Annotated in this window: 23 protein-coding genes; 10 read left to right on the top strand and 13 right to left on the bottom strand. The window is 42.1% G+C overall.

Annotated elements, in window-relative coordinates; genetic code table 11:
• Positions 1-131 precede the first annotated feature (131 nt).
• Complete coding sequence (locus TOL9009_RS0106030; protein ID WP_029631846.1) at positions 132-524, top strand: hypothetical protein; 393 nt, start codon at positions 132-134, stop codon at positions 522-524.
• 139 nt (positions 525-663) lie between these two features.
• On the top strand, positions 664-1,833 hold the full coding sequence (locus tag TOL9009_RS0106025) for a tetratricopeptide repeat protein (RefSeq protein ID WP_029631844.1): 1,170 nt from the start codon (positions 664-666) through the stop codon (positions 1,831-1,833).
• Positions 1,834-2,170: 337 nt separating this feature from the next.
• On the opposite strand, the gene TOL9009_RS0106020 is transcribed toward TOL9009_RS0106025, so the two are convergent.
• Positions 2,171-4,309, bottom strand: coding sequence for a hybrid sensor histidine kinase/response regulator (locus tag TOL9009_RS0106020; RefSeq protein ID WP_029631842.1), 2,139 nt, complete (start codon positions 4,307-4,309; stop codon positions 2,171-2,173).
• 514 nt (positions 4,310-4,823) lie between these two features.
• Positions 4,824-5,990 (bottom strand): pyridoxal phosphate-dependent aminotransferase, encoded by a 1,167-nt coding sequence (locus tag TOL9009_RS0106015; RefSeq protein ID WP_029631840.1) that lies wholly within the window; start codon positions 5,988-5,990, stop codon positions 4,824-4,826.
• 443 nt (positions 5,991-6,433) lie between these two features.
• Between TOL9009_RS0106015 and TOL9009_RS0106010 the strand changes: the two genes are divergently transcribed.
• From TOL9009_RS0106010 to TOL9009_RS38325, 3 genes are all read left to right on the top strand, one after another.
• On the top strand, positions 6,434-8,581 hold the full coding sequence (locus TOL9009_RS0106010; RefSeq protein WP_084763136.1) for a CHAT domain-containing protein: 2,148 nt from the start codon (positions 6,434-6,436) through the stop codon (positions 8,579-8,581).
• A gap of 325 nt (positions 8,582-8,906) precedes the next feature.
• On the top strand, positions 8,907-9,161 hold the full coding sequence (locus TOL9009_RS49060; protein ID WP_242055419.1) for a helix-turn-helix domain-containing protein: 255 nt from the start codon (positions 8,907-8,909) through the stop codon (positions 9,159-9,161).
• Positions 9,154-10,158 carry an RNA-guided endonuclease InsQ/TnpB family protein gene (locus tag TOL9009_RS38325; RefSeq protein ID WP_242055417.1) on the top strand — a complete coding sequence of 335 codons (1,005 nt, stop codon included), beginning with the start codon at positions 9,154-9,156 and terminating at the stop codon, positions 10,156-10,158. The genes TOL9009_RS49060 and TOL9009_RS38325 overlap by 8 nt, the downstream gene beginning before the upstream one ends.
• Positions 10,159-10,178: 20 nt before the next feature.
• Here TOL9009_RS38325 and TOL9009_RS0106000 read toward each other — a convergent pair whose 3' ends face one another.
• The gene (locus tag TOL9009_RS0106000) at positions 10,179-10,958 is read right to left on the bottom strand and encodes an RDD family protein (protein WP_029631836.1); all 780 of its coding nucleotides are present in this window, start codon (positions 10,956-10,958) and stop codon (positions 10,179-10,181) included.
• Positions 10,959-10,978: 20 nt separating this feature from the next.
• Positions 10,979-11,827, bottom strand: a complete 849-nt coding sequence (locus TOL9009_RS0105995) for a DUF975 family protein (RefSeq protein WP_029631834.1) — start codon at positions 11,825-11,827, stop codon at positions 10,979-10,981.
• A gap of 79 nt (positions 11,828-11,906) precedes the next feature.
• Between TOL9009_RS0105995 and TOL9009_RS0105990 the strand changes: the two genes are divergently transcribed.
• Positions 11,907-12,857: a stage II sporulation protein M gene (locus TOL9009_RS0105990; RefSeq protein WP_029631833.1), complete on the top strand. Its 951-nt coding sequence runs from the start codon at positions 11,907-11,909 to the stop codon at positions 12,855-12,857.
• Between the two features lie 19 nt (positions 12,858-12,876).
• On the opposite strand, the gene TOL9009_RS0105985 is transcribed toward TOL9009_RS0105990, so the two are convergent.
• The 3 genes from TOL9009_RS0105985 to TOL9009_RS0105975 form a co-directional block, all read right to left on the bottom strand.
• Entirely contained in the window at positions 12,877-13,062 is a 186-nt protein-coding gene (locus TOL9009_RS0105985; protein ID WP_029631831.1) for a hypothetical protein, read from the bottom strand.
• Between the two features lie 138 nt (positions 13,063-13,200).
• Positions 13,201-13,716, bottom strand: a complete 516-nt coding sequence (locus TOL9009_RS0105980; RefSeq protein ID WP_029631829.1) for a response regulator — start codon at positions 13,714-13,716, stop codon at positions 13,201-13,203.
• 258 nt (positions 13,717-13,974) lie between these two features.
• Positions 13,975-14,778 (bottom strand): response regulator transcription factor, encoded by an 804-nt coding sequence (locus TOL9009_RS0105975; protein WP_029631827.1) that lies wholly within the window; start codon positions 14,776-14,778, stop codon positions 13,975-13,977.
• Positions 14,779-15,418: 640 nt separating this feature from the next.
• Between TOL9009_RS0105975 and TOL9009_RS0105970 the strand changes: the two genes are divergently transcribed.
• The 3 genes from TOL9009_RS0105970 to TOL9009_RS43135 all read left to right on the top strand — a co-directional run bounded on the left by TOL9009_RS0105970 (position 15,419) and on the right by TOL9009_RS43135 (position 18,202).
• Entirely contained in the window at positions 15,419-17,731 is a 2,313-nt protein-coding gene (locus TOL9009_RS0105970; RefSeq protein WP_029631825.1) for an NACHT domain-containing protein, read from the top strand.
• A gap of 120 nt (positions 17,732-17,851) precedes the next feature.
• Positions 17,852-17,980, top strand: coding sequence for a hypothetical protein (locus TOL9009_RS49055; RefSeq protein ID WP_260675851.1), 129 nt, complete (start codon positions 17,852-17,854; stop codon positions 17,978-17,980).
• A gap of 15 nt (positions 17,981-17,995) precedes the next feature.
• Positions 17,996-18,202: a hypothetical protein gene (locus tag TOL9009_RS43135; RefSeq protein ID WP_072022102.1), complete on the top strand. Its 207-nt coding sequence runs from the start codon at positions 17,996-17,998 to the stop codon at positions 18,200-18,202.
• Positions 18,203-18,312: 110 nt separating this feature from the next.
• On the opposite strand, the gene TOL9009_RS0105965 is transcribed toward TOL9009_RS43135, so the two are convergent.
• The 5 genes from TOL9009_RS0105965 to TOL9009_RS46940 form a co-directional block, all read right to left on the bottom strand.
• On the bottom strand, positions 18,313-19,047 hold the full coding sequence (locus TOL9009_RS0105965) for a DUF4079 domain-containing protein (protein WP_029631823.1): 735 nt from the start codon (positions 19,045-19,047) through the stop codon (positions 18,313-18,315).
• 237 nt (positions 19,048-19,284) lie between these two features.
• The gene (locus TOL9009_RS0105960; protein ID WP_221928639.1) at positions 19,285-21,570 is read right to left on the bottom strand and encodes a glycosyltransferase family 2 protein; all 2,286 of its coding nucleotides are present in this window, start codon (positions 21,568-21,570) and stop codon (positions 19,285-19,287) included.
• A gap of 431 nt (positions 21,571-22,001) precedes the next feature.
• Positions 22,002-22,379, bottom strand: coding sequence for a hypothetical protein (locus tag TOL9009_RS0105955; RefSeq protein WP_029631820.1), 378 nt, complete (start codon positions 22,377-22,379; stop codon positions 22,002-22,004).
• 236 nt (positions 22,380-22,615) lie between these two features.
• Positions 22,616-24,268 (bottom strand): Ppx/GppA phosphatase family protein, encoded by a 1,653-nt coding sequence (locus TOL9009_RS0105950; RefSeq protein WP_038296196.1) that lies wholly within the window; start codon positions 24,266-24,268, stop codon positions 22,616-22,618.
• A 540-nt stretch (positions 24,269-24,808) separates the two neighbouring features.
• On the bottom strand, positions 24,809-24,955 hold the full coding sequence (locus TOL9009_RS46940) for a hypothetical protein (protein ID WP_186227492.1): 147 nt from the start codon (positions 24,953-24,955) through the stop codon (positions 24,809-24,811).
• Positions 24,956-25,301: 346 nt separating this feature from the next.
• Here TOL9009_RS46940 and TOL9009_RS0105940 point away from each other — a divergent pair, with 346 nt between their 5' ends.
• The gene (locus TOL9009_RS0105940) at positions 25,302-26,183 is read left to right on the top strand and encodes a 4-hydroxybenzoate solanesyltransferase (RefSeq protein ID WP_029631818.1); all 882 of its coding nucleotides are present in this window, start codon (positions 25,302-25,304) and stop codon (positions 26,181-26,183) included.
• Here the strand turns inward: TOL9009_RS0105940 and TOL9009_RS46935 are convergent.
• The gene (locus TOL9009_RS46935) at positions 26,180-26,323 is read right to left on the bottom strand and encodes a hypothetical protein (RefSeq protein WP_186227491.1); all 144 of its coding nucleotides are present in this window, start codon (positions 26,321-26,323) and stop codon (positions 26,180-26,182) included. The genes TOL9009_RS0105940 and TOL9009_RS46935 overlap by 4 nt on opposite strands.
• Between the last annotated feature and the right edge of the window lie 111 nt (positions 26,324-26,434).

Below are 26,434 nucleotides of genomic sequence, written 5' to 3'. Positions count from 1 at the left end.
AATCGGGGATACTACTAGGTCTTAACCCTTAAAAAGATTTAAAAGGCACAACAAATCACTAGTTATGCTGATTGAGAATGCAGCTTTTGTAGGGCAAGCTAGCTGTATAATCTTTTTATCGGAGTATATTTATGTCTCGACAAAAACGCACATCGCGCTTTTTGAAGAAAGCTGAGTTAAGGTCTGCTGAATTAAAAGCGATCGATCCAAGTATGGATTTTGGTGATACTCGGAGTTTACCAAATATGACAGTATTAATTGAACAGTTACGCACAAAAGTTGATGCTTATAATAGTGCTTTATCTGTGATAGACTCTTCTAAAGCTGAGATTGATGAGTTAGAAAAAAAGTTGAGCGAACTTGGGGAAAAGATGTTGATTGCAGTAGCCTTTAAATACGGTAAGAATAGCCCTGAGTATGAAATGGCTAGTGGTGTTCGTAAAAGCGAACGTATCCGCAGAACCAGGACGAGTCGCTTAAAAAGTGGTAGAGAAGCATCCGGTGAGAAGGGTAAAACCGCGTAGTATAAGAAGTATAGCAGGGTTGGGTTAAGGGTAAAAGTCAGCCCTAGCTTTAGTTAGGGTTGATAGCTAAATTAAAATTCGTTTAAGCTGTCTTTGCTGTAGGTTTGGATGACGGCAACTTATGAAACTCAGTTTATGTATGATTGTTAAAGATGAAGCAACTACACTACCTAAGTGCTTGGGTAGTGTTAAAAATGTTGTAGATGAAATAATTGTGCTGGATACAGGTTCTACAGATAAAACTCCCGATATTGCTAAACAATTCGGTGCAGAGGTTCATCACTTTAAATGGTGCAATGATTTTAGTGCTGCTCGCAATGATGCTCTAAAATATGTTACAGGTGATTGGATTTTGGTATTGGATGCGGATGAAACTCTCACTACTCAAATCGTACCGCATATCAAAGAAGCAATTGAAAGTGACTTGCATCTTTTAATTAATTTAGTACGACATGAAGTAGGTGCAGAACAATCTCCTTATTCTATGGTTTCGCGGTTGTTTAAAAATCACCCAGATATCAGCTTTTCCCGTCCATATCATGCTTTGGTGGATGATAGTATATCGGTAATTTTAGCTAAAGAACCGGATTGGCAGGTAGGCTATTTACCAGAGGTGGCAATTCTCCATGAAGGATACCAAAAAAACGCGATCGCTCAACAAAATAAATACGCGAAAGCACAAGCAGCGATGGAAAGTTTTCTTGTCAATCATCCTGATGACCCATATGTATGTAGTAAGCTAGGTGCTTTATATGTGCAGACTGGTAAAATTGCCGAAGGTTTTGAGTTGCTGATTAAAGGTGTTGCCTCAAAACAACTTAACGATGATATTTTATATGAACTTTACTATCATTTAGGCATTGCTTACAGTCGATTGCAAAATCCTAAACAAGCGATCGCTCACTATAGTGCTGCAATTAAGTTGCATATTTACCCAATGCTCAAGTTAGGAGCATACAACAATTTAGGTAACTTACTCAAGGCAGAGGGAGATTTAAAGAACGCAAAAACAGCTTATGAAACAGCTTTGCGAATCGATCCTAGTTTTGCTGCCGGACATTATAATCTGGGAATGACGTTTAAGGCTTTGGGATTGTTGAATGAAGCGATCGCATCTTATACTCAAGCGATTAAATTAAATCCCAACTATGCAGAAGCTTATCAAAATTTGGGCGTTGCTTGGTTAAAACTAGGCAATGTCCAAGATAGTTTATCCGCTTTTGGCAAAGCGATCGTCCTTCATGAGAAGTATAACCCTGATGAAGCGAAGAGATTACGTCATTCTTTACAGGAAATGAAGTTGATTTAATATCATGTCCGACAAATTACTTACAATGTAAAGACGTTCCGGTGGAACGTCTCTACGACGGTTGCGATGATTTTATCGCTGTTAATTAAACGAACATGATTTAACCCGTAATCTCATGTCCAGGTAATCACCCATAATTGATGAAGAACCCCTCCCCAACCCTCCCCGCAAGCGGGGAGGGTGCCACAGGCGGGTGGGGTTCTTTTATTATGGTTATTTATTAGGACATGATATCATCTACGCTTAATTAATAATAAAAACATTGCAACCGTCGTAGAGACGTTCCGCCGGAACGTCTCTACAATATATATGTGTGTTGGACATGATATAATAAGGACTACGAAATTTTTACCAGTTCTGCGATCGAAGTAATTAATTCATCTGGCACAACTGGTTTAGCAACATGTTTGGTAAAACCTGCTGCTAATACCTGGTATTTGTCAGTCTCACTAACATAAGCAGTTAGAGCGATCGCGGGAATATTCCCACCTTGTTCTGGTGACATAGTTCTGATTTGACGAATAAAGCTATAACCATCCATTTCTGGCATACCGATGTCACATAACAAGATATTTGGTTGAAACTTAATAAAATTAGATAATGCTTCTAGTCCTGATGCTGCTGGTGTCACGATTGCCCCACATTCTCGTAGCAATATGCAGAGAAACTCGCGGGAATCGTCATCATCTTCGACAATAATAATTTTCACCCCGACTAAATTTGGTAGAGTTGAGGATTTAGTTGACCTATTTTCAGCCAACAAAAGCGAAGTTGGAACCAAAGGTAATTTTACGCTAAAGGTTGTACCTTGATCTTCTCCCGGACTCTCTACCGTTACACTCCCCCCATGCAAGTCTACCAGATTACGCACGATCGCCAATCCCAACCCCAGCCCGCCAAACTGTCTGGTTGTACTACTATCTGCTTGTTGGAAGTATTCAAATACATGGGGTAGAAAATCAGAACTAATACCCTTACCCGTGTCCCTGACGTTAATTTGGACACAAGAGCTATCTTGCCTTAAACAAACTTCTACCTGTCCACCAGAAGGTGTGAACTTGACAGCGTTAGAGAGCAGATTTCCGATAACTTGGTGGAGACGATTAAAATCACCGTAAACAAAATTTACATTCGGATCAATTTGAAGCTGAATTTGGATACCTTTAGCTTCTGCTGCCCAGCGCACTGTTTCTACTGCTGCTGTAATTACTCCTGCTAAATCTACAGAACTAATTTCTAGAATCAGTTTATTGCGGAGAATCCGGGAGACATCAAGTAAGTCATCAACCAGTTGAATCTGCAATTTGGCATTGCGTTCGATGGTAGCGAGTGCTTTAACAGTGGTAGCGCTATCAAAAGAGCGAGTTTGCAGCAGTTTTGCCCACCCCAAGATGGGATTAAGGGGTGTGCGGAGTTCGTGGGAGAGAATCGCCAGAAACTGGTCTTTGACGCGGTTGGCATTTTCAGCCTGTTGACGGGCAAATTGTTCGCTAGCATATAGCGCTTCCCGTTCTTTTTCGGCTCGCTTGCGTTCGGTAATTTCTTGGACAATAATATTGATACTTGCGACTTGGCGATCGCTATCTTCGAGGGGATAATAACTAGCAAGCCATGACCGCTCAACCCCCGGTTGGGCTGGAGTCTCACCGTGGACTTCACGATTGAGAATCGGTAATCTCGTGGCAATTATCTCCTCAAAGACTGGCTTCTGCACGTCTCCTAACTCTGCCAATACCTCGTGTACAGTTCGTCCCAGATGTTCTGATTCTGAAATGCCATTGATTTCGGCTAGCCGCTTGTTGACACGAATATATCGGAAATTGGTATCCAACATACACAGTCCAATGGGGGCATTAGTATAAATAGCTTCAATCTCTGTCAGTTGTTGCCGGATGGTTTCTTGGCTTTGACGTAGCGCTACTTCTGTATGCTGACGTTCGACAATTTCCTGCTGTAATTGTGCGTTAGTCTGGATAAGTTCATTGCTACGCACTAGTACCAAGTGTTCAAGATTATCTTGATATTTTCTTAGCTCTTGCTCTACCCGCACACGTTCCCCAATTTGTATTTGCAGTTGTTGATTAGCTTGCTCTAGTTGCGCTGGACTTGGAAGCGCTAGGGCTTGGGGGATTAGGGGGACTAGTTGTAAGGCGGTAAATACAGATATCATTGCCGTAAAGGCTTTGATTGCTCCTGATAACCAATAAGTAGGATACCACAGCGTCCAAATCTCCATCAAGTGGGTGGTCCCACAAGCGACGATGAAGCCAGCAAACAACAAAAATATCCAGTCAAACGGCAAATCCCGTCGCTGCCGGACAAAGCAGAACAGTGTGATGGGGATGGAATAATAAGCTAGGGCGATGAATCCGTCGGATAATAAGTGTAGCCAAACTAAATTTGTTTTCCAGAGATAACAGTGACCGTGGGGAATAAATGGCGATGATGTAAAAAAAGTAGTCCACAATTCTGACATATGCTTGCGCTTTCAGCTCTTCGATTAAACTATAAGAGCGGCTATTTGCATATTAATTATCTAATATTGCCAAGCTTGTTGCAGAGCGCGTTGTCGAGCATTCATCCTAGATTCTACGATTATACCATGTCCGGTTGCGCTTTCTCGCCCTCTCCCTAGAAAGGCTAACCATTACCACAGTTAAATTGTCGTTAAACCCATAACCCGACTAGGGTTGTAAACCCTAGTCTAATAGCTAAAGTCCATTTTAATGGACATCTTGCATCAATCCCAACAACCGCCTTAGAATGAATTCTAAGGCTAATAGTTAAAGTCGTCTAAAGACGACTAAATAAAGGTTTTAGTCTACTTGAGTGGGAGCATCCCAATTTGGCAAAAACGCCCACAGGCGCGAGATTCCTGGGGCTATACCAACAAAGCCCACCTGCGTGGGCTAATTAGATGTATGCTTATAAAGAAATGGTGTAAAGAAGTTCAAAGTTTGGAACAGGAAACTTTGACTGTTGACTGTTGACTAAATACGCGATCGCACAAATTTCTCTAATCTATCCATTCCTTTTTCTATTGTTGCCATATCGGTAGCGTAAGAAAGACGAATATTGTTATCGGCACCAAAAGCGACTCCGGGAATGACTGCGACTTGCTCTTTTTCTAGCAAAGCGTCACAAAATTCTAGGGATTTGATACCGAGTTTGCTGATGTCGGGAAACATGTAAAATGCACCATCTGGCTTTTCACAAGTTAAACCGGGAATAGCGTTAAGTCTATCAAACATGACTTGCCGACGTTTGGCAAAAGCTTGACGCATTTCTTCTACACAGTCTTGAGAAGATTCTAATGCTGCGATCGCTCCATATTGAGCAAAGCTACACACATTCGATGTACTATGACTTTGGATGGTGATTGTCGCTTTAATGATTTCGATTGGTCCAGCTAGATAACCAATCCGCCATCCGGTCATCGAGTAAGCTTTCGCAAAGCCATTACTGACAATAGTGCGATCGAAAATCTCCTTACCTAACGAACCGATGCACAAATGTTCTGCACCGTCGTAGAGGATTTTTTCATAAATCTCGTCGGAGACAACAAGTATATCTTTTTCAACTATTATCTCTGCTATAGCTTTGATTTCTTCCGGGGTATATACCATCCCCGTGGGATTTGAGGGGGAATTGAGGACAAATAACTTTGTTTTGGGTGTGATTGCTTCTCGCAGTTTTGCGGGTGTAATTTTATAACCTGTGGAAGCATCTGTATGTACAATCACCGGAATACCACCCGCCAAAATTACCATTTCTGGATAACTTAGCCAATAGGGAGCGGGAATAATTACTTCATCGCCTGGGTCGATTAGTGCAACAATTAAGTTGTAGAGAGAATGTTTACCGCCGTTAGAGACGATGACATTTTCTGCTTTGTAATCGAGATGATTGTCAATTTTTAACTTGTGAGCGATCGCTTCTCTTAACTTTGGCTCACCAGAAGCTGCACCATACTTGGTTTTGTTTTCATCTAAAGCTTTTACCGCTGCGGCTTTGATGTGAGCCGGTGTATCAAAATCCGGTTCTCCAGCGCTAAAACTACAAACATCGATACCTTCTGCCTTCATTGCCTTAGCCTTGGCTGCGATCGCTAAGGTTAACGAAGGGGATACTTGACTTACTCTTGCTGCCAGCTTCATCTTAATTCTTTCGGCACATTTCCACCTATTTAAGAGTATCTCACAATCGAGAGCCAGATTTTTCTTTTAATAATTCCTTCCTTTTGGGCATTGGGCATTGGGCATTGTTAATATCCTACAGGCTAGAAGCCTGAGGCTATACGAACGAAGCCCACCTTCGTGGGCTGAAGAGATTTTAGGCTGCGAAGGCAGCCTTTGTACGTATAGCCGCACCCTTCCAGGGTGTGGGCGTGTGCAAAAATACATTAAGCTATACGAACGAAGCCCACCTTCGTGGGCTGAAGAGATTTTAGGCTGCGAAGGCAGCCTTTGTACGTATAGCCGCACCCTTCCAGGGTGTGGGCGCGTCGTGCAAAAATACCTTGAGTGCATAAGCAAGAAAGCGTGAGAAATAAGTGTAATTGTAGGTTTTAATAATTACAGTGAGCAGAGGGGAATCAGTTATGGGTAAAGAAATAAAAAACGAACATTGGAATATCCAAGTTTTTACCCATCGAACCTTTGCTGTATTTATCAGTCTGCTGTTGCTGTCTGATGTGGGGATAGCTGCTGGACGCTACGAATTGAAAATCGCGCAGCAGCAACCAAAATCGCAACAAGCAACCAGCGCAGCAGCCGAACGAGCATATGATGAGGGATTCAAACTATATCAGCAAGGGACAGCAGAATCTTTACGGCAGGCAATTGGGAAATGGGAAGAAGCGCTGAAACTATACCGACAGATAGATGATAAGAAGTCGGAAGCTATTACATTCCTTTTTATCGGGAAAGTTTACTCAGATTTAGGAGAAAAACAGAAAGCACTTTCGTATTACAACCAAGCACTGCCGTTGTCTCGTCAAGTGGGGGACAAAGGTGGTGAAGCTGATACTCTGTTCAATGTCGCTTACCTGGAACGCAGCAAAAACAACTTACAAGCAGCACTCACGCATATCGAAACTGCGATCGCTATCATTGAAGATTTACGCACCAAAATCGATAGACAAGATTTACGCACTTCCTATTTTGCATCAGTGCAGGATTATTACCAGTTCCAAATCGACCTGTTGATGCAACTGCATAAAAAAGACCCATCCAAAAGATACGATGCTTTGGCTCTTGATACCAACGAGCGATCGCGTGCTAGGGTACTAATCGAACTGTTAACCGAAGCAAATGCCAAAATCCGCAAAGGTGCAAACCCCCAACTACTAGAACAGGAAACTAGCTTATTACAACGAATTGAAGCCACAGAGAAACTAATACAAAACTTAGAGTCACAAAGCCAGAAAGACCCCATCCTTAAAAATTCTATCGAACAACGCCAGAAAGAACGCGAAAATCTCCTCAACCAATACCGCGAACTGCAAACCAAAATCCGCACCACCAACCCAGAATATGCTGAACTCAAGTATCCACAACCTTTAAAACTGCGGCAAATTCAGCAACAACTCGATAAAGACACCCTGCTGTTACAATATTCCTTAGGAAGCGATCGCAGCTATCTTTGGGCAGTCACACCGGATTCTCTCGACTCCTACGAACTCCCCGCACAGAAACAAATCGAGGATGCTGCAAATAATTTCCGAGAAGCCATAGTTCTCGGTGGTAAGCTAATCAACAGAAATAATCCTGATAAAATAATTAAGCCTGCTTCCCAACTCTCCCAAATAATTCTCGCACCCGTCGCTAACAAGTTAGGCAAAAAGCGATTGGTAATTGTTGCTGATGGAGTTTTGCAAAATATTCCCTTTGCAGCGTTAGCAGAACCATCCGCTACATCAACTACTACTTATCAGCCTCTTCTAGTTAACCATCAAATCGTCAATTTACCATCCGTAACTGCGATCGCTACCCAGCGACAACAATTAAACAAACGTCAAACCGCACCCAAAACCCTTGCAATCCTTGCCGATCCGGTATTTGCCGCTAACGATAAGCGAGTCACAGGCAAAGATCCTGCCGAAGCACGGGAACTCAACCTTGACGGTTTGACTTTGCAACATGCGTTAAAAAACCTCAAGCGTAACGGATTAGATCCTCTACCAGGTACACGCGAAGAAGCTGAAAAAATCCTCAAACTTGTATCACCTTCCCAAAGCATACATGCCTATGATTTTGATGCCAATTACAACTTCGTAACCAGCAAAGAACTCAAACAATATCGGTTCTTGCAATTCGCTACCCACGGTATTGTCGATACTACCAACCCTGAGTTATCGGGAATTGTCCTCTCCCTAGTCGATAAACAAGGTAAACCACTTGAAAAAGGTTATCTGCGTTTAGGAGACATCTTCAACTTAGATTTGGGCGCCGAGTTAGTCGTTTTGAGTGCCTGCGAAACCGGTTTGGGTAAAAATGTCAAAGGTGAAGGGTTGATGGGGTTGACAAGAGGATTGATGTATGCTGGCTCAAAGCGATCTGTAGTCTCTTTATGGCAGGTTGACGATGAAGGAACATCGCAATTAATGCCGTTATTTTATAAAGCGATTTTGCGAGGAGAGTCTCCCACATCTGCTTTGCGGGATGCACAACTGCAACTGTGGCAGCAGAAGGAGTGGCAAAATCCTTACTTTTGGGCAGCTTTCACTTTGCAAGGTGATTGGAGATAAAGGGGGAAGTTGTTCTTGAGAGGTAGTGGGCGTGTTTTCAAACCCCAAAAGCCTTTAGGCTGGAAGCCTAAGGCTATACGAACAAAGCCCACCTACGTGGGCTAAAAACCTATTTTTTGGTAGTCCGCGCAGGCGGACTTCGTTTGTATAGCCGCACCCTTCTAGGGTGTCGGCATGAAAACACGTCCTATTCCCCACTCGCTACTCCCCAATCCCCAGTTTCTTTATCAGAAAAATGGGTTTAAAACCCCGTCCTTTAGTACCGGTTTATATTTACTACAGCTACAGGTTCCACTAAATATGTTAAAATAGTGGAATGCTAACCATGAATTACCGCTATCGAATCTATCCGAATATCACTCAAGAACAGTTGCTTTTTGAGTGGATGGACACTTGCCGCGTTGCCTATAATTACGGGCTGCGAGAAATTAAGGACTGGTGCAATAGCCGGAAATGCATGGTTGACAGATGCTCTATTAGTCATGAGTACATCATGGCTGCGGATGCTCCTTTCCCTAGCGAAGTGAGCCAACTTAATGCTTTGCCAAAAGCTAAAAAAGTATTTCCAAGGGTTGAGTGAAGTACCAAGTCAGGTTTTGCAGCAAGCTATCAAACAGTTGCACCGAGCTTGGGAGGGTTTTCAGAAAATTGGGCATGGATTCCCCAGATTTAAAAAGTTTGGGCAATTCAAGTCTTTGTTGTTTCCCCAATTCAAAGAGAATCCCGTCGTTGGGGTACACATTGCACTGCCTAAACTGGGGTTGATTCCAATCAACTTGCATCGCCCAATTCCAAATGGATTTGTGGTTAAACAAGTTCGGATAATCAACAAGGTAAGTATTTGGTACGCCTCCATTAACATTCAATGTAATGTCAGCGTTCCCTCTCCAATGCCACATGGACACTCGATTGGGGTAGATGTCGGGCTTGAAAAGTTTTTGGCAACTAGTGACGGCGTTCTCGTAAAATCGCCTAAGTTTCTGAAAGTCATGCAAAGCAAGCTGAAATTGCTGCAACGCAGATTTTTTCGGAAAACCAAGCGCTCTAAGAATTACGAAAAACAACGTATCAAAGTTGCTAGACTTCACCACACGATTGATAACACTCGTAAAGATTTCCACTTCAAGCAAGCCCACGCCCTTTGTGACGCTGGTGATATGATCTTTATGGAAGATTTGGATTACCAAACGCTGGCTAAAGGGATGCTTGGGAAACAGATGCTTGATGCAGGGTTTGGACAATTCCGAACTATCACCAAGTACGTTTGTTGGAAGCGGGGTAAATTCTTTAGTGAAGTTAATTCTAGGAGGACTTCTCAAGAGTGTCCTGAGTGTGGTGCAGAAGTTAAAAAAGACTTGAGTGTTAGGGTACATCATTGTCATAGCTGTAATTACACGACTGATAGAGATGTTGCTAGTGGTCAAGTAATTAGAAATAGAGGAATAGAGCTAATTAGTACCGATGGACAGTCGGGAATCCAAAACGCCTATGCAGACGGTTTGCCGGGGATTGAGATGTCTCAGTCTAGGTCAAAGTCGAAAACCCGTAAGGGAGCAACTAGGAAGACTAAGAAGTGATTCTTAGAAGCTCTGTGGCTTTAGCCCAGAGTCATGTCACAAGCCAAATAAACAGCTTCCAAAAAAACATCGGGGACAACGTTTTCTGGTAGCTTTTCTAAATCGATAATGTCTTGAACTTGCTTAGTCAATTCTAAAGCCAGATTCATTCTTGCTTTTGTTGACATGACACCGCGTCTAAGTAAATATTCGCGAATAACAGCAAAGTCATCGGGCAATAATGCTGATAAATCGGTAACTTGCAGCAAATGCTCATATATCGGCTTTGCTTGTTCAGAAATTGTCAAAGTCGTTGATGCAATCGGTCTTTGAACCTGAATTACAATTGTGCCGGCAGCTAAATCACCTACGCGCTTTTCGCTATTATTAAAGATGATAAATAAAGCACCAAGATAGAAAAACTCATCAACTGGTCTAAGCAAAGCCCGTAATGTTGCTTGTTGCAAGCCAACAGGTCTACCATCATCTCTAACAACGCGAATTTTCGCAAAGCGTTTGCCGGGGGTTTGACCATGCCATAAAGTTTCAAAGAAGACAAAGTAACCTGCGTAAATAGAAAAACCGGTGATGAAAGCGATCGCTATTAACCACAAACTCACCTGATTGCCAAAAATCCCTTTCCAGAAATTCTCTAACTGCACAGCAACTGTCACCCAGACAACAATAAACACCGTCATTATTGCAGCCAAAACGTGATAATCAATTAGCAATGCCCAAGCACGATTACCGATGCCGGCAAGAGTAAATTCTAGTTCTACACTTTCTGGTGTGCGGAATTTAATTCGGTTGAATAAGTGCATAGCAGTTTGTATACTTATGTTTAAATTTCCCGGTCTCGTAACTTCAATCCCATCCCTTCCCGACGACTCCGCAAGTCATAATAAATCACTGCTTTGATTGACTGCCAAAACGGTACAATCAACGCAGCACTTATTAAACTAATAATAATACTCAATAGTTGCGAAAGAGCAGCGTAACCTCGATTTTCTTGAGCTAAGGATGCTAAAATTCCCTGAATAATAGTGCTAAGAATAGTAAAGGGGATTTGTATCGGTATCGTAATTAAATAACCGACAAATAAAATCGCTACAATTCGCCAAGCATGTCCTTTTGTTAATTCCCAACTGCGACCAATTGTAGATATTGCATCAATATTGTCTTCAATAGCTAGTGGAAGTTCCACAACAAAAAAGCGAGCTTGTACCCAAAGCACAGCAACAAAGAAAAGTGGTATCAAAATAAGTGTTAACAAAGAAATGACCAGAATAGTGGCAGGATTTGGACTTACACCTGCGGCAATACTGCCAACAAAAAAAACGGTAACGATGCCAATAAAAATAGCAAAGGGAATCATTAAAACAATGAAAATTAAAGTCATTAACAAACCCATGACAAAAAACTGCCACATGCGCGAATTTACGATTCTGCGACCTGCTTCAACAGATTCCGGTTGATCGACCAATTCACCAAAAGCTAACCGGGATATTAAAGCCAAAATTGCTGCACATTTTGCCCAACCATAAATTGGTACAAATATCCACACATAAGCATTGAATGCCAGTTTAAGATAAGATTTGAGGTGAGAACGATATAGCCGGATTCCGGCACTGACGACATTACCGAGGCTAAGTGGTTGTATTGGGCTGGGAGAACCGTGATTAAAAGACATAATGCCAAATTCTCTTGTAAATTAAGTTGGGAATTTGAAGCTATCTTAAGATAACTTCAATTAAGTATTCCCAAAGTTTATGAATATTCAACGTTGGATTTCTCGACGAGAACCAAACTGGCAGCGTCTAGATGCTTTATTAAGACAAGTAGAAAAAAAAGGAATCAAGTCACTGCAAGCAACGGAAATTAGAGAGTTAGCGAGTTTATACCGTTCAGTGGCAGCAGATTTAGCCCGCGCTCAAACTCAGAAAGTAGGCAATACTTTGACGCAAAGTTTACATTTTTTGACAACTCGCGCTTATACGCAGATTTATCAAGGTTCCCGGCGACAAGAATGGCAAGCGGTGGTACAATTCTATCGTTGGGGATTACCAGCAGTGGTGCAGCAAACATTTTTCTACATCGCTGCCGCTACTGCGACATTTTTGTTGGGAGCATTAATTGGTTGGTGGTATGCGTGGCAAGATCCCACCTTTATATCACTACTCGTCCCCGAAAGCTTAATTTCCCAGGTACGAGATGAGCATAAATTGTGGATAGGGTCAATAGTCGGAATTGAACCTTTAGCATCAAGTAATATTACGATTAATAACTTATCAGTATCTTTTGGTGCGATCGCAGGTGGGATGACAGGGGGAATTTACACCACATTTTTGTTATGGTTCAATGGTTTATTAATTGGTTCCCTTGCCACTTTAGTCGGTCAAAATAACCTTGCTTATCCCTTTTGGGCGTTTGTTTTTCCCCACGGTTCCCTAGAATTACCCGCCATCTTTTTTGCTGGTGGTGCGGGTTTTTTACTTGCCAGAGCAATTTTATTTCCCGGAAAATATAACCGTCGTGACGCACTCAAATTTTACGGTTCTTTGGCAGTGCAATTACTATTTGGCATTATCCCAATGTTGATAATCGCTGGTACTATCGAAGGCTTTTTTTCTCCCAACCCTAGCGTACCAAATCCACTTAAATATCTTGTGGGAATGAGTTTATTTGTACTTTTGGTAGCCTATTGCAATCGTCAACGGTAATATAGCGTTTCCTAGCTGATTATCCTACCTCTGCTATCAAAGCTCGGATCAAATTATCTTTAATCATTAATAGACAGGCGATTTCTAAGAAACTTGCCTGTAACATTTCTAGGGGAATTTCCTTGATCTTCTCGTTATAACATGAGAGCATAAACCTCTGTTCAATCGTCAGCTCAAAGTATTCGGGTTTAAGTTCGGGAAGCATAAATCCTGATCCTTTTTTGATAAAATATTTTGTGTCAAAAGCTCATCGTGTTCTTGAAGGGGTTAGTAGCGCTTATTTTTAACTTCTTCACCTTTGCCCTTTTTTCCTTTCCCCTTTCCCCCTCCCAGATTGGTGATGCTAACTTGGAAATGTCAGATTTAATTGCTTTTCGAGTTTCGCGATCGCCTCAGTATATGTAGAGACATCCAAAATGCGTTGAGCGATCGCATATGAAGACCGTTGAGAAGTCGCTAAAGAGGCAAGCACAGCCACAAACTCATCAATATCCAGGGGTTTGCTGAACCACAAATCAAACCCGTCGCAAAGACCACGTTGACTCATGTTTTGACTGTCATAGCCTGTCACAGCAATGGCTATCATTAATTCCCCTCGTCCCGCTTTGTTTCTCACTTGCTGAATTAAGGCATAGCCATCCTCACCAGGGAAGGCAATGTCACTCACGAGGATATCAGGTTGCCATTGTCCAAATATTTCCAAAGCAAGCTTAACTGAAGATGCTGTTTGCACCTGGACACCATACCATTTCAGCAGCACCGAGAGCATCACACGGCAATCGTCATTATTGTCTACAATGAGTACTCGTAGCCCTTGAAGAGATGAAAGATTAGTCGAAAATACATTATTTAGATACATTGTGGCTCCCCTAAAAACTCATATGGTTTTTGCTTAAAGACTTGTGATGATTGTCCACAGCAAGCGATGGCAGCTTTGCTTTCTAGAGAGAGAATTTTAAGGTTTTTGCACTTTTTGCCTGGAATAATTACAATTAGCATGACACCCTGATGTTAGAAATCTTGTTTGAGTAACTCTTTAAAAACGTATAAGTTGTATCGGTTGTATTAAAAACACTCAAATCGTTACAAGAAAACCATCCATTATGGGGTGCAGGTTTCATACATCAACCGCTTGATGGACTTTACTACGCCAAACCTGGGGAGGGAATCCGTAGTGTTGGCGAAATTGGCGGGAGAAATGACACGGATTTTGATAGCCTAGTGATGTGGCGATTTCCTCGATTGTCTGGTTCTTGGTTTGCAGCAGTAAACAAGCCGCAATCATCCTGCGTTTGACAATCCAGCGGTTTACAGTTTCTCCTGTCAGCTTTCCGACTTGGTTAGTTAAATAAGCTGGTGAATAACCAACTGCTTCAGCAACATCACACAGACTAATTCCTTGGTGATAATGAGCTTCGATGAAGTCGAAAACTTTTTTGAGTTGGGGAACGCAGGGGAAGGAGAATTTAGGATTTGCGATCGCTGTTTGCTCTAACTTGAAAGCTGACTCGAATTCGCTTGCGTAATAATCTAACAGAGCAATTCGCTTTTGCAGTTGATGTGCGATCGCGTTTAGCAATTCTTCCACTGTAAAAGGTTCGGTCAGATAGTCATCTGCTCCCCCATCCATAGCTTTGCGGAAGTCTGTCTTTGTGCCGCTGCCACTGATAAAAATAAAGGGGATAATTGCGGTCACGGGATCTTCTCTCAGGGTATCCAGCACTCCGTAACCATCAACAAGAGGCATAAAAATGTCGCAAAGTATTAAATCTGGTAAATGCGCTTGTGCTTCTTGGATGCCAATAACACCGTTTTCTGCCGCGATCGTTTCAAAACCTTCAGTGGCAAGACTGTCCAAGTACATGTTACGAGTCTTGGTATCATTTTGAATTACGAGAATTTTTCTGGCTGATTGCATCATTTGTTTCACTGGCTAAAGTTTTTTTTAGTTATACTCATACAGTTTTGCCCTGGAAATAATTTGTGAAGCTAGCAAGTATTCATCAACACCCTTTGAATGTTTCAATTTCAAATATGACAGATGGGTGATTGAAATCAGGTATTGGCAAATGTTTGAAATGTATAAGATGGGTTAATAGTGTTTGAATTCATCACAAAATCTTGAGAAATCAATAATACATCCCTACAACTTATTATTCAGAGTCTTTGACTTATACCTGTAATCACAAAAATGAACATTAGTCAACTATTTAAGGGATGAATTCCACAAGTTAACCTCATTAATTTCAGTATATATAAATTTTTAAGAGCTTTATTTTGACACTTTTAGCAATTAAAATACTTAATTTTTGTCTAAATTAAATAAAGCCGAAGGTTTTTAGCATGGAAAAAGCTTTAAAATCGAAGTATTGTATTAATTAGGAGTGATGCCTAATACATATACACGAAACACAAATTAGGATTTTAGCCTTTGTTCACTGCTTTGCAGTACCTGAAACAACCAAATATGGTCATGCATATTATGGTTAATTTGAGAGCGTGCGTAATTTTTATTAATGAAAGTTTAAGTTGTACATTTTAATATTCTGGTGTTTTGCCTCATGGTTAAGCGATCGCTCGAAGCATCACTCAGCGGCATTCAACAGGCTAAAAAAGCGTTTGCTCGCAAGAGGTGGACTCAGGAAAATTTAGCGCTTGAAGTCAACTTAAAAACTCGACAACCCATTTGGCGGTTTTTCAGTGGACGACCAATTGAGCGTCATACCTTTTTTGAAATTTGTTCTGTATTGGAATTAAATTGGCGAGAGATTGCGGAAAATCCCCCAGCAGAATTTTCTGAAAGAAGAGAATTCGTGCAGCTTACTGGCTTGAATATTGATGGGTTGGTGCAACAAGTGCGATCGCAACGCAAAGACAAAATTCAAGACCAGTGCGGCATCTTGCAGTTATTGGATATCAGTCATCCTGTGGGAATCGATGACATATATATTGATGTCAATATTTTGGAGGAAATTGAAAGCCTTCAGTGGTCAACTATAGCTGACCTGCAAAAGCTTAGTCCAGAACAATTTGACCGCTTTGGCTTGGGTGAGGTTGACGAGAAACAAATACCGGGTATGCGGGCAGTAGAAACCTACCCCAAGCTGAGGGTGCTAGGCAAACCAGGGGTAGGTAAAACCACATTTTTACAATATCTTGCAATTCAGTGTAACCGAGGCGCATTTGCGGCAAACCAAGTTCCTGTTTTTATCACACTGAGGAATTTTGCGGAATCACGGGGAAGCAGCGACTTAAGTCTATTAAATTACATCCACCAGGAGTTTATCACCTCTGGAATTACCGAAAATTCCGTGATTGAAAACTTACTTCAGGCAGGGAGAGTGTTGCTGTTGCTTGATGGGATGGATGAACTTCTTAAGCAACAGAGCAATGCTGTCTTAAAAGAAATTCGCTCTTTTTCCGACAATTATCACAAAAATCGGTTTGTGGCAACCTGTCGAACGGCATCTCAAAAGCTCAGACTTCGAGGCTTTACCGATGTTGAGATTGCCCCGTTTACTCAAGCACAAATCCAAGCCTTCGCTGATAAATGGTTTGTGACATTCACCAAGACAAACGCTACCGATGGGCAAGCGCAGGGAGTTGAGTTTATTCAAAAGCTGGACGAACCCTCAAATTGGCAATTTCGCCGACTCGTCGTCACACCTTTGTTTCTGCATCTTGCTTGCTGGGTGTTTCATGGTCAGGGAAAATTTCCCAGTAAGCGGACTGATTTTTATAAGCAAGGGCTAGATTTGCTTTTAGGTAAATGGGATGAAGCCAGAGGGGTTGAGCGGGATGAGATTTACCAAGGGTTTTTATTACCCCAAAAGCTAAAGTTATTAAGTCAGATTGCAGCAGCGACGTTTGAGAAGGGTCAGTACTTCTTTGAGCAACGCGTTCTTGAGCAATACATTGGGGACTATATTCGTAATCTGACCGATGCTCCAATCGAGCCAGAGGAACTGGAACTAGAAAGCGAAGCGGCGCTGAAGGCGATGGAAGCGCAACATGGGCTACTGGCAGAACGAGCGCGGGGAGTGTTCTCCTTCTCCTCTCTGGCGTTTCAAGAATACTTCACAGCGAGAAACATCGTTGCCAGCCATAACTTACAAGCATTCGAGCAAGCTCTCTCTGGACTGGTGAGTCACATTAACGATCCTCACTGGTACGAAATCTTTCTATTGACGGCTGGTATGCTCCGGAGTGCAGATTCGCTGATGCAGTTAATGAAGCAACAGATTGATAGACTGGTAGGCTCTGACCCTTACTTACAAGAGTTTTTGACCTGGGCAAGCCAAAAATCAAAGGATACGCTGTCGCCACCTTTGGTGGCGACATCTCGAGCCTTTTACCTTGCTCTTGCCCGGACTCCTCACCTGGCTTCTCATTTTACCCTTGCCAGCACCCTTGACCAGGGGATGTTTCTAGATGCGGCATTGGATGACTTACTGGTAGAGTGTGCTGTAGACCGCAGCCAAGATTTTGCCCATGCCTATGTCTGTGGAGAGGCACTTACCAATATTCTGGTTATGGTTCTGGATGCTGGACTTTATAAGTCTCTCCAACAACTCAAAGATGAACTTCCCAATTCTCATCAAAACCAAGAACGGTTTCAAGGATGGTGGCAGACAAACCATTCAACTTGGGTGGAACAGTTAAACAAGGCGATCGCTAATTATCGTCATATTCATCACCACTGGAATTTTAGCACTACTCAACAGGAAGCATTGCAACGCTACTACGATGCGAATCAGCTGCTGCTTGATTGCTTGAATAGTAATTGTGAGGTAACACCTGCAATTCGCCAGGAAATTGAAGCTAGCTTATTATTGCCGACAAAGGAACTTGAGGACAGGGAATGGCATTCTTGAAGAGGGGGAAGGGGGAAGGGTAAAGGGAAAGGGGTTGTTTGCTGGGAAAGACAAATAATCTTCGTTGCGTTTTGTATCGTAATCAATCAATTCATTCAGGAAATCAAACCAGAGCTTGTCATGCTAGTTAATAAAGCGGTTCTCAATCGCGTGCAATTTATAAATCGTAAGGCAAACGTAGGAATGCCCCGTCAGAATGTATTGTACACAACCGAGAATCGCCATAACCAGGATTATCAATCCAATTGAATCAAGGTTTTGTATATGATCGCTTTACCAAATAATCAATTGTCAGATTGGCTAATCCCTATTTGTACCCAAGGAACTGCCTCCATGACCCTTAAACAATCCATGAAGGGCAGACATACTTGCCTTTGCTGTTCAGGTGTTTTGCTTCGTCACATGCGATCGCAAGGAGTATACTGGCGTTGTAGCCGCTGTCATGAAGAAATGCCGATTTATAAAGTATAGTAAAAAATGGTATGTAGAGAGGTAGCATTGCTACGTCTCTACAAGGATTTGGGGCTTAACTGAAGGGTATTTATAGATATCTTCCCAATCCCTAATCCCCAGTCCCCTTTTTAAGGCTTCGGAGCCATATTTGGTGCTTGGATTGTACAGGGTTTAGTTTGGCACTGTTGTTCGTAAAGCTTTTGGACATAGGATTCTTGCCAACTTAAAGGAACTTCCACTAATGTCAGCGCTCCTGTAATTCCTTGGGCGATAAACATTAACGCAGCGATAGAATTTAAAGCGATGTGAACTTTACGCCAGCGATTTGTTTTATCTTTATAGATATCTGGCAAAATCGCTAGAGAGAAAATCATCAAGAAAGCGACAGCAACACCATAATAGTAGTGAGAAATATACCATTGGTTATCTTGACGATAGACACCATCCTGACAACCAACTATCACTATAGCTATCCCACTAAGGGTAGCAAAAATCCCCCGCCACATCTTATCGGTTGCTTTATAAAGCAGGGCTAATGAAGCGATCGCTGCGACAAAAAATAAGGTAATTAAAATGACTTTAAATGGAGTTTTTGTCCAAACTTGTTTTTCTAAGATGTGGCTAAATATACTGAAAGCCAACCCGATTAAAACAATCCCGACAACTGCTGCTGTCAAAGCGCGTCCTAATTTAACATGTTCTTGTCCGACAACTGGGGGAATTTTACTCTTACCCTCTGTTGCAGTTTCTAAGCGTCGCTGACGAACTTGGAAAGCGCGGTTGACGACGATACCAATTAAAGGATAAACGACAATTACAGCGATCGCAGGATGCAGCAGCAACATCACATCTCTTACTTCCATATCACACCTCTAAAAGACTACGGTACTTTTCGGAAATCACCACTAAAGAAAGCATCCCAATTGGTAGTGAAACTAATCTGAATTTATCTGCAAATAAAACTAAGCTTCTACTCAGCATTTTCTCTTGTTAAGTAGACCTCTTGCAAAAGTCTATAAATGTATGTTTTTTCATGCCCTTTTCCCTTTCCCCTTTCCCCTACTTCTGCAAGAAGTCTAGTGTGCGTTCCGCTCCCCGGATCAGCCTTTGACAACTGCGATCGCACTTGTATCAGCATTGCGACCAAATAACACTCTTGGTTTGAACAAAATTTTAAATAACAACCATAAAGATTGTAACTCTCCGGGTGCCAATGAGCGCCGCCACTGACCAGGACGACAGAACAGCATTTTTACTAAGGAACGATGCTGAGTCAGGTTTACCTCTTCAAACATGACTCGAACTGTGGGAAATTCTTCTTGAAAGCTAGTTTGCGTAACAATGCCTTGCAAGGTTAATTTTGCCTCCATAATTTCCAAAGTTAGGGGTAAGAATTCTCCTGGCTTGATTTCCGGCAAACCCGCTTGTGTTAAGGCAATTTCCGCTCCTATTTCGGAAATCTTTGTGGTTATCCCCCACAGAGAAACATTTTTTTCAGCATGATTTTTTATATCTAAGCGCACGGTACGCCGCAAGTCAAACCAAGCGTAGGGGTCAGTTTTGGGAATATCTAGCAAGACCAACAAGGCAATAGCAAGGACAATTAGATTGTAAATGCTCCACAACCAACCTAAACCGAGTCCCTTAACTTGTTGGGCAGCTTCTAATGGCATTGTCTGCCAAGCACCTTTGAGGAGAAATATCCCTAAGTTGCGCCATAAGCTGACTGCCGTGCCAACAAATAATACAATCAAAGGTAAGGCTAGTTTCCAGTTGAAAGAAAAGCGATCGCTTCCAGTTCCTTTTGGTGTCACTTTAAAACCGCGAGAAAACGGATTCAGCATGACTTGAATTACCGTATATGCAATGGGAAATGCCAGTACAGCTGAGTAGATATTTGACAATAATGCCGAACTGCTGCGGTAATTTAGCCAGGAAAATACTGAGAATTGCACCACATAGTAGGGCAAAAAGTAATACAGCATTTCTGAGGGATTTGCTCTAATCGGGATCGCTCCCAAAAACGAATAAACTAAAGGTGCAATCAAAAAACCGACAAGGGAAATACTCGAAAACCAGTGTAGCAATCCGCTGAAGTGCGCTAGTCGTTGCCAAGGTCGCAATCCGTGAATGGTGAGAGGATTCGCTTCAATGAAAAATGCTTGGAGTGTACCTTGCGCCCAACGCAGACGTTGAGTTGCTTGATCTGCCATGTTATCAGCTGCCAAACCTGCGCTCAATTTTTCATCTAAGTAAACTAAGCGATAGCCTTGTGCCGAAAGTCGAATACCGGTGAAGTAATCTTCGCTGAGAGAGTCGGTAACAAAACCGCCAACTGTTTTTAATGCACTTCGCCTTACCACAAAAGAAGTACCAGCACAAGTTACACTGCCTGCGCTATCGCGAAGCGGTTGAATTTGGCGGTAAAATACTTCTTCTTCTGGTATGAGAATGTTTTCTAACCCCAGATTTTGGGCAATGGGATCGAAGTTGTAGAAGCTTTGCGGTGTCTGCACCAAGCCAATTTGTTCATCTTGGAAAAAGCCAACTGTGCGGGTGAGAAAATTTTCCGTGGGGACAAAATCAGCATCAAAAACGACAATTAAATCTCCGTCAGTACGAGCGATCGCATGATTTAAATTCCCCGCTTTGGCGTGACGATTATCAGAGCGGGTCATGTATTCACAACCCAATTCTAAAGCCAGGGCTTGCACTTCTGGACGTTTGGTATCATCTAACAAATAAACTTTTTTCTTTGGGTAGTCCAGAGCTTGACAACCGATGATTGTCCGCTGCAAAATAAACAGTGGTTCATTGTAAGTTGGTACGAAAATATCTACACTGGGCGTGAAAGTGCCTTCAATTACAGCAACTGCTTTTTCGTCTGCTTCCCAAGGACGCTCTTTGTGCTTCAGCATCAAAAAAATCTGAATCAAATTACTAGTGAGCATCAGCATTTCTAAGAAAAACAAAGCCAAACTGAAGGTACCATTTAGAGGGTTGCTCAAGTTGAGAGTGGAAAGCGATCGCCAAACAAGATATCGGATAGTCAACACCAACAGAATTCCTGCCACTAGAAATCGCGAGCGAGGGCGAGGTACTGGGGAAACTTTCATAATTACTAACGCGATCGCTAGTAAAATAATAGTTGGGGCAACCAGATACTTTCCTGCTACCATTGGCGCTTCTAGCCACATTGGTGGCGAAGTTTGCAGGACGTTAATATGAGCAAAAATATGACTGATAACGCCTTCCCCTGCAAACCATGCCGCTACTATTGCAGCAGATATAGCGATCGCACCCAGCATTACTAAAGATGCCCATTGGGGACGAACCACTGGCTTGGGGATTCGATTTTCTAAGCGTTGAACACCAATTTTAGACATTTTCATGATTTCTTATTTTTGGCGATCGAGTCTGTTAAAAATCAGTTAATTATTAGTTTAAATGTTATACCATTCCTCTTGAAGCAGTTATGAGTCAAAAGTTAGAATAATTTCATATCATGTCCGACAAATTACATATACTGTAGAGACGTTCCGCCGGAACGTCTCTAGGACTGTTGTAGTGTTTTTATTAATCTTAATTACCCGGACATGATATCACTCATGAATGGATCTTTTGACAAAGTATTTATTAGACATTGAGCGAATTTAAATATGCATTATCCAGAATCAATGTAGAGACGCGACATGTCGCGTCTCTACATTCTTTTTTAATTTCTATGTCTAAAAGATACCAGCCCTATATTTGAATTGCTGATTGTGTGTGGTGGAGTTGGATGTGAGCGCTGGTATCTTTTTTCTTGGCAAGTGCCTTATTTTACTTCAGCGGGTGGGAACTTAGCTATTCTACCTTTCTTTGCCGCTACAACTACATCGAACATTGTACATAAAGAGAAGGTTACATTACTTTGTTTGCTATAAAGGCTAACTACCATACCTGCACCACCTGGTTGAATCCCTATTGGTGAAAGCTCTTTGGGAAAGTATTCCCGCATCATTTGGGCACTCTCAGGTTTACCCTTATTTGCGAGGATCATGGAAATCTTTTGGTCAACAGTCAAGCTTGTACCTTCACCGGGCTGTTGAGCTGATACTTGAGCTAGTGAAGGATTAATTACCTGTAAGGGAACATTGGAAAATGTGGAAAAACCTACTAGGGCAGCGGTTGCAAGAATAGATGTAAGTTTCATTCGTTACTCCTCGTTTTTGAGTTATCCTTCGACTGATTAAAGCATCTCAGTTACTACTGAAGTTCATCTGAGAAGCAAACCATGATTTTCATGAATTTATGCTGAGAATAAGTTCAGTTAAAACTCAGCGTTTTCTCAGATAATCATGGTATGGAGGGATTATACTCTGTGGCGGGTACAAAAACCAAGCCTATTATTAGGGTCAGTTGCACCTACTTAACGCACCCTACTTTTATCTAGCTAACTGCGACAGCAGAGGTTTCCAAGGTAGCGACTAATTTCAACCCAAATTCTGCTTCCAAGACATCTTTTTTTAAATCCACACTCCAGAGTTCTAAGGCACAGTCGTCATCAGGTTGAGATGGAAAAATATGCAGATGTAATTCCTGAGAATCCAGATTGTATTCACACTCCACTCGTGCTATTGCCCCAATTTGCCTTCGATCAAGTGCAACTGCTAATCTTAACATTGGACTCAATTTGCTGACAATTTGTCTGTCTTCTTTGTGCAGTAGATTAGCATAATTTTCATGCTTTTTCTTCGGCGGTGATTTGCGATGATAACGCGCTAAATTAGCAATGATTTCTATCTCTGTTTCTGTATAACCAAGTAACTCCCCATTGCGAATTAGATAGTAAGAGTGCTTGTGGTGAGCGCTATGGTTGACATAATGACCGCAATTGTGTAAAATCGCCGCTGCCCATAGTAATTCTCTTTCTTCTGCACCCCAATTGTGTAATTTACCATGAGTTTGGTTAAATAACGACAGGGCAAATTCGGCAACGCGATCGCTATGTTCTAAGTTAACGTTGTATTTTTTTGCTTGTTTGAGAACACTCCGCTCCCTCACCGAACCTTGGTAACGCAGTTTATCTTCAATCAAGCCGTGGGTCAACATCCAGTCTACAATTACACCTTCCCGCAGCGATCGCTCACACACTGTCAGCGATTCAGCGCCTAAAAGGGTCATTGCTTCCTGTAATATTACGGCACCTGCAAGTATCACTTCCGACCGTCTCTCTGGCATTCCCGGAATCTCTGCCCGTTCTGAGTAATTCAGTTTCCGCAAGCGATTGACCAACTCCCGCAAATCTTTTAAACTAAACTCGTAGCGGTTAAGCGTTGCTGGGACAGAACCAGACTTTTCCCGTGCGTTGATTAGCGCTAAAGTTTCAATAGTGCCGGAAGTTCCTACCAAACGGGGAGTTTCTCCCATCTGGATGTTAGCTTGCACTTCTTCTACAGAACGTTCCAATGTACCCCGTGCGTAATCTTGCAAGTACTGAAACTCGGCATTACTGATGGGATCGGTAGTAATTAACTCGCTCGTTAATCGCACTGCACCAACTTTAGTACTGGTGAGAACTCGCGCTTCGTGACTATCGCCTAAAATTATTTCTGTGGAACCGCCGCCAATATCGATGATAAAGTGAGGCTGGTTGTTAAATTCCATCCCCGACAATACACCCAAGTAGATGCGTCGTGCTTCTTCTTGACCAGAAATCAAGTCAACGTTTAAACTCAATTCAGATTCTATCCTTTGCAAAAAATCTTTACCGTTGGGTGCTTCCCGCACAGCGCTAGTTGCTACCGCAATTGTTGTTTCGGCATTGAGAGTTTTCGCAACTTCTTGAAAGCGTCCCAAAGCAGCGATCGCTTTTTCCATTATCTCTGGTTTAAGCTCTCCAGTTTTGAGATTGCGATCGCCTAATCTCACAGTTTCTTTTTCTCTAGCAATAATGCTAAAAGCTGGTAATGTTGGTTCAATCCGCACAATTACCATATGCAGAGAATTTGTCCCTAAGTCAATCGCAGCAATAATCCGGTGTTGCTCAACTGTTTGAGTTGGAGTACTCTCACTGCTAGCTGAAACTAAATTAAGTCCCATATTTCGTATTTTTAATACTTTTGAGTAAGAATTCCTAATTAATGTTCCAATGTAGATGCTCAAATACCCTAAATGCAGTACCCTATATTTTGAGCATGATTTTATACTATTGTTAATGCTCAATAGATGCTCAATTACCTTATCTATTTTACAAGTTTCCTGGTTAGCGTAAAGCTCAGTCCCTAAAAGGGCTGAGATACAAGCGACCCGTGCGATTTTAATCGCATTCAAACAGCTTTTTGCTATAATAATCAGTCCTTTGTAGAGACGGCGATTTATCGCGTCTTTGTGATCTATAATTTTTATCAAAAATCCTTATCCGAACCGTTCCATCAGTTCGTAGCGTTTTTTAACGCAGAGGAGCGCAGAGGTAAACGCAGAGTGACGCAGAGTTTTCCTGATAAATTTTCAACATGAGTTTATGCAATATTATACCAAGTACAGCATTTGATTAATTCGTAGGAAATTAAATTTGGCAACACCCTGCAATGCGATTGTGACTCGACACAATTCGATTGTGACCCGATGCATTTAAAAACGCTACGCTTTTACGCAAAACTGTACATTGGTAAAAGCATCTTCTTGTTTTTGTAGTACGATGCTGGCAATTTGCCGGTTCTGATATCTTGCAGCAATCTCGATTAGCAGCATCACCCACCCAGAAATAAATTTCTGGGCTAATAGCACGCATTCCACTTAAGTGGACTCAAACCCTTGTTCAGTCGTCTTTAGACGACTTTAGCTATTAGCCTCAGAATTCATTCTGAGGCGGTTGTTCTTGAGGACGACTTGTGTCTACACCGTAGGGAGCGTCAAAAATAGCAAATAAAGCTATTCTATACGCGATGTGCGACTTATTCTTGAAACCCCGCTTCCATTCCTCTCCCCCACAGGGAGAGAGGCTTTGATTCTTGCTCCCCTTCCCTTGTAGGGAAGGGGTTGGGGGTTAGGTTTGTGAGAAAGTTGCACACAGCGTTATTCTATAAATGTAAAGATGTATTAACTCATCTCTCTCTAGTTATTTTTCCCATCTATGCTGACGACACCAGAAAGCAACACCGAACCAATGTGGCTTGTGATTATCCGACTATTGCGATGGCACAAACCAGAAGGACGGTTAATCTTGATGATACCTGCTCTTTGGGCTGTGTTTTTGGCAGCTTCAGGGAAACCACCTTTACCGCTAGTTGCTGTCATCGCTTTAGGAACGATCGCCACAAGTGCAGCTGGATGCATTGTGAATGATTTGTGGGATCGCGACATCGACCCGCAGGTAGAAAGAACTCGCTTGCGTCCTCTTGCTTCTCGTGCGCTTTCGATAAAGGTTGGTATTGTTATTGCAATTGTTGCGATGTTTTGTGCAGCAGTTCTTGCCTTTTATCTTAACCCGCTTTCTTTTTGGTTATGTGTGGCAGCAGTACCCGTAATTCTGCTTTATCCCGGTGCGAAACGAGTGTTTCCTGTACCGCAGTTAGTGCTTTCCATCGCTTGGGGTTTTGGTGTATTAATTAGTTGGAGTGCCGTGACGCAAAACCTCTCTCAACCAACTTGGTTACTTTGGGGTGCGACTGTGATGTGGACATTAGGATTTGATACAGTTTACGCAATGAGCGATCGCGAAGATGATCGGCGTATTAAAGTTAATTCTAGCGCTTTATTTTTTGGCGATCGCGCACCTCTAGCCATTGGAATTTTCTTTGCTGCAACCATCTTTTTTCTCAGTTGGTTAGGTGTTTTAATGCATCTTAAGTATGCATTTTGGATTAGTCTTACAATTGCTGCTGTTGCCTGGGTTTGGGAATATCTTCAATTAATTAAAAAAGACCTTCCTAATGATGTTTACGCTCAAATGTTTAAACAAAATGTTTGGATTGGTTTTATTATCCTTGGAGGAATGATTGCCGGCTCTTTCTAATTAGATGTAATATCATGTCCGGGCAATCCCCATAATTGATGAAGAACCCCTCCCCAACCCTCCCCCTCCTGCCTCGCCACTTCGACGGGACGGAAACCGACACCGCCGAGTGGACTCACCGCTTGCGGGGAGGGTGCCACAGGCGGGTGGGGTTCTTTTATTATGGTTATTTATTAGGACATGATATGACGCAAAAATCGCCAAAACTTTGAATTTACAGCAGATTTCAGGTTTAGGAAGTACATATATAA

The organism is [Scytonema hofmanni] UTEX 2349 (assembly GCF_000582685.1).
Lineage (GTDB): Bacteria > Cyanobacteriota > Cyanobacteriia > Cyanobacteriales > Nostocaceae > Hassallia > Hassallia hofmanni.
The sequence above is the reverse complement of the archived record's forward strand: the minus strand, read 5'-3'. Positions and strand labels throughout refer to the sequence as shown.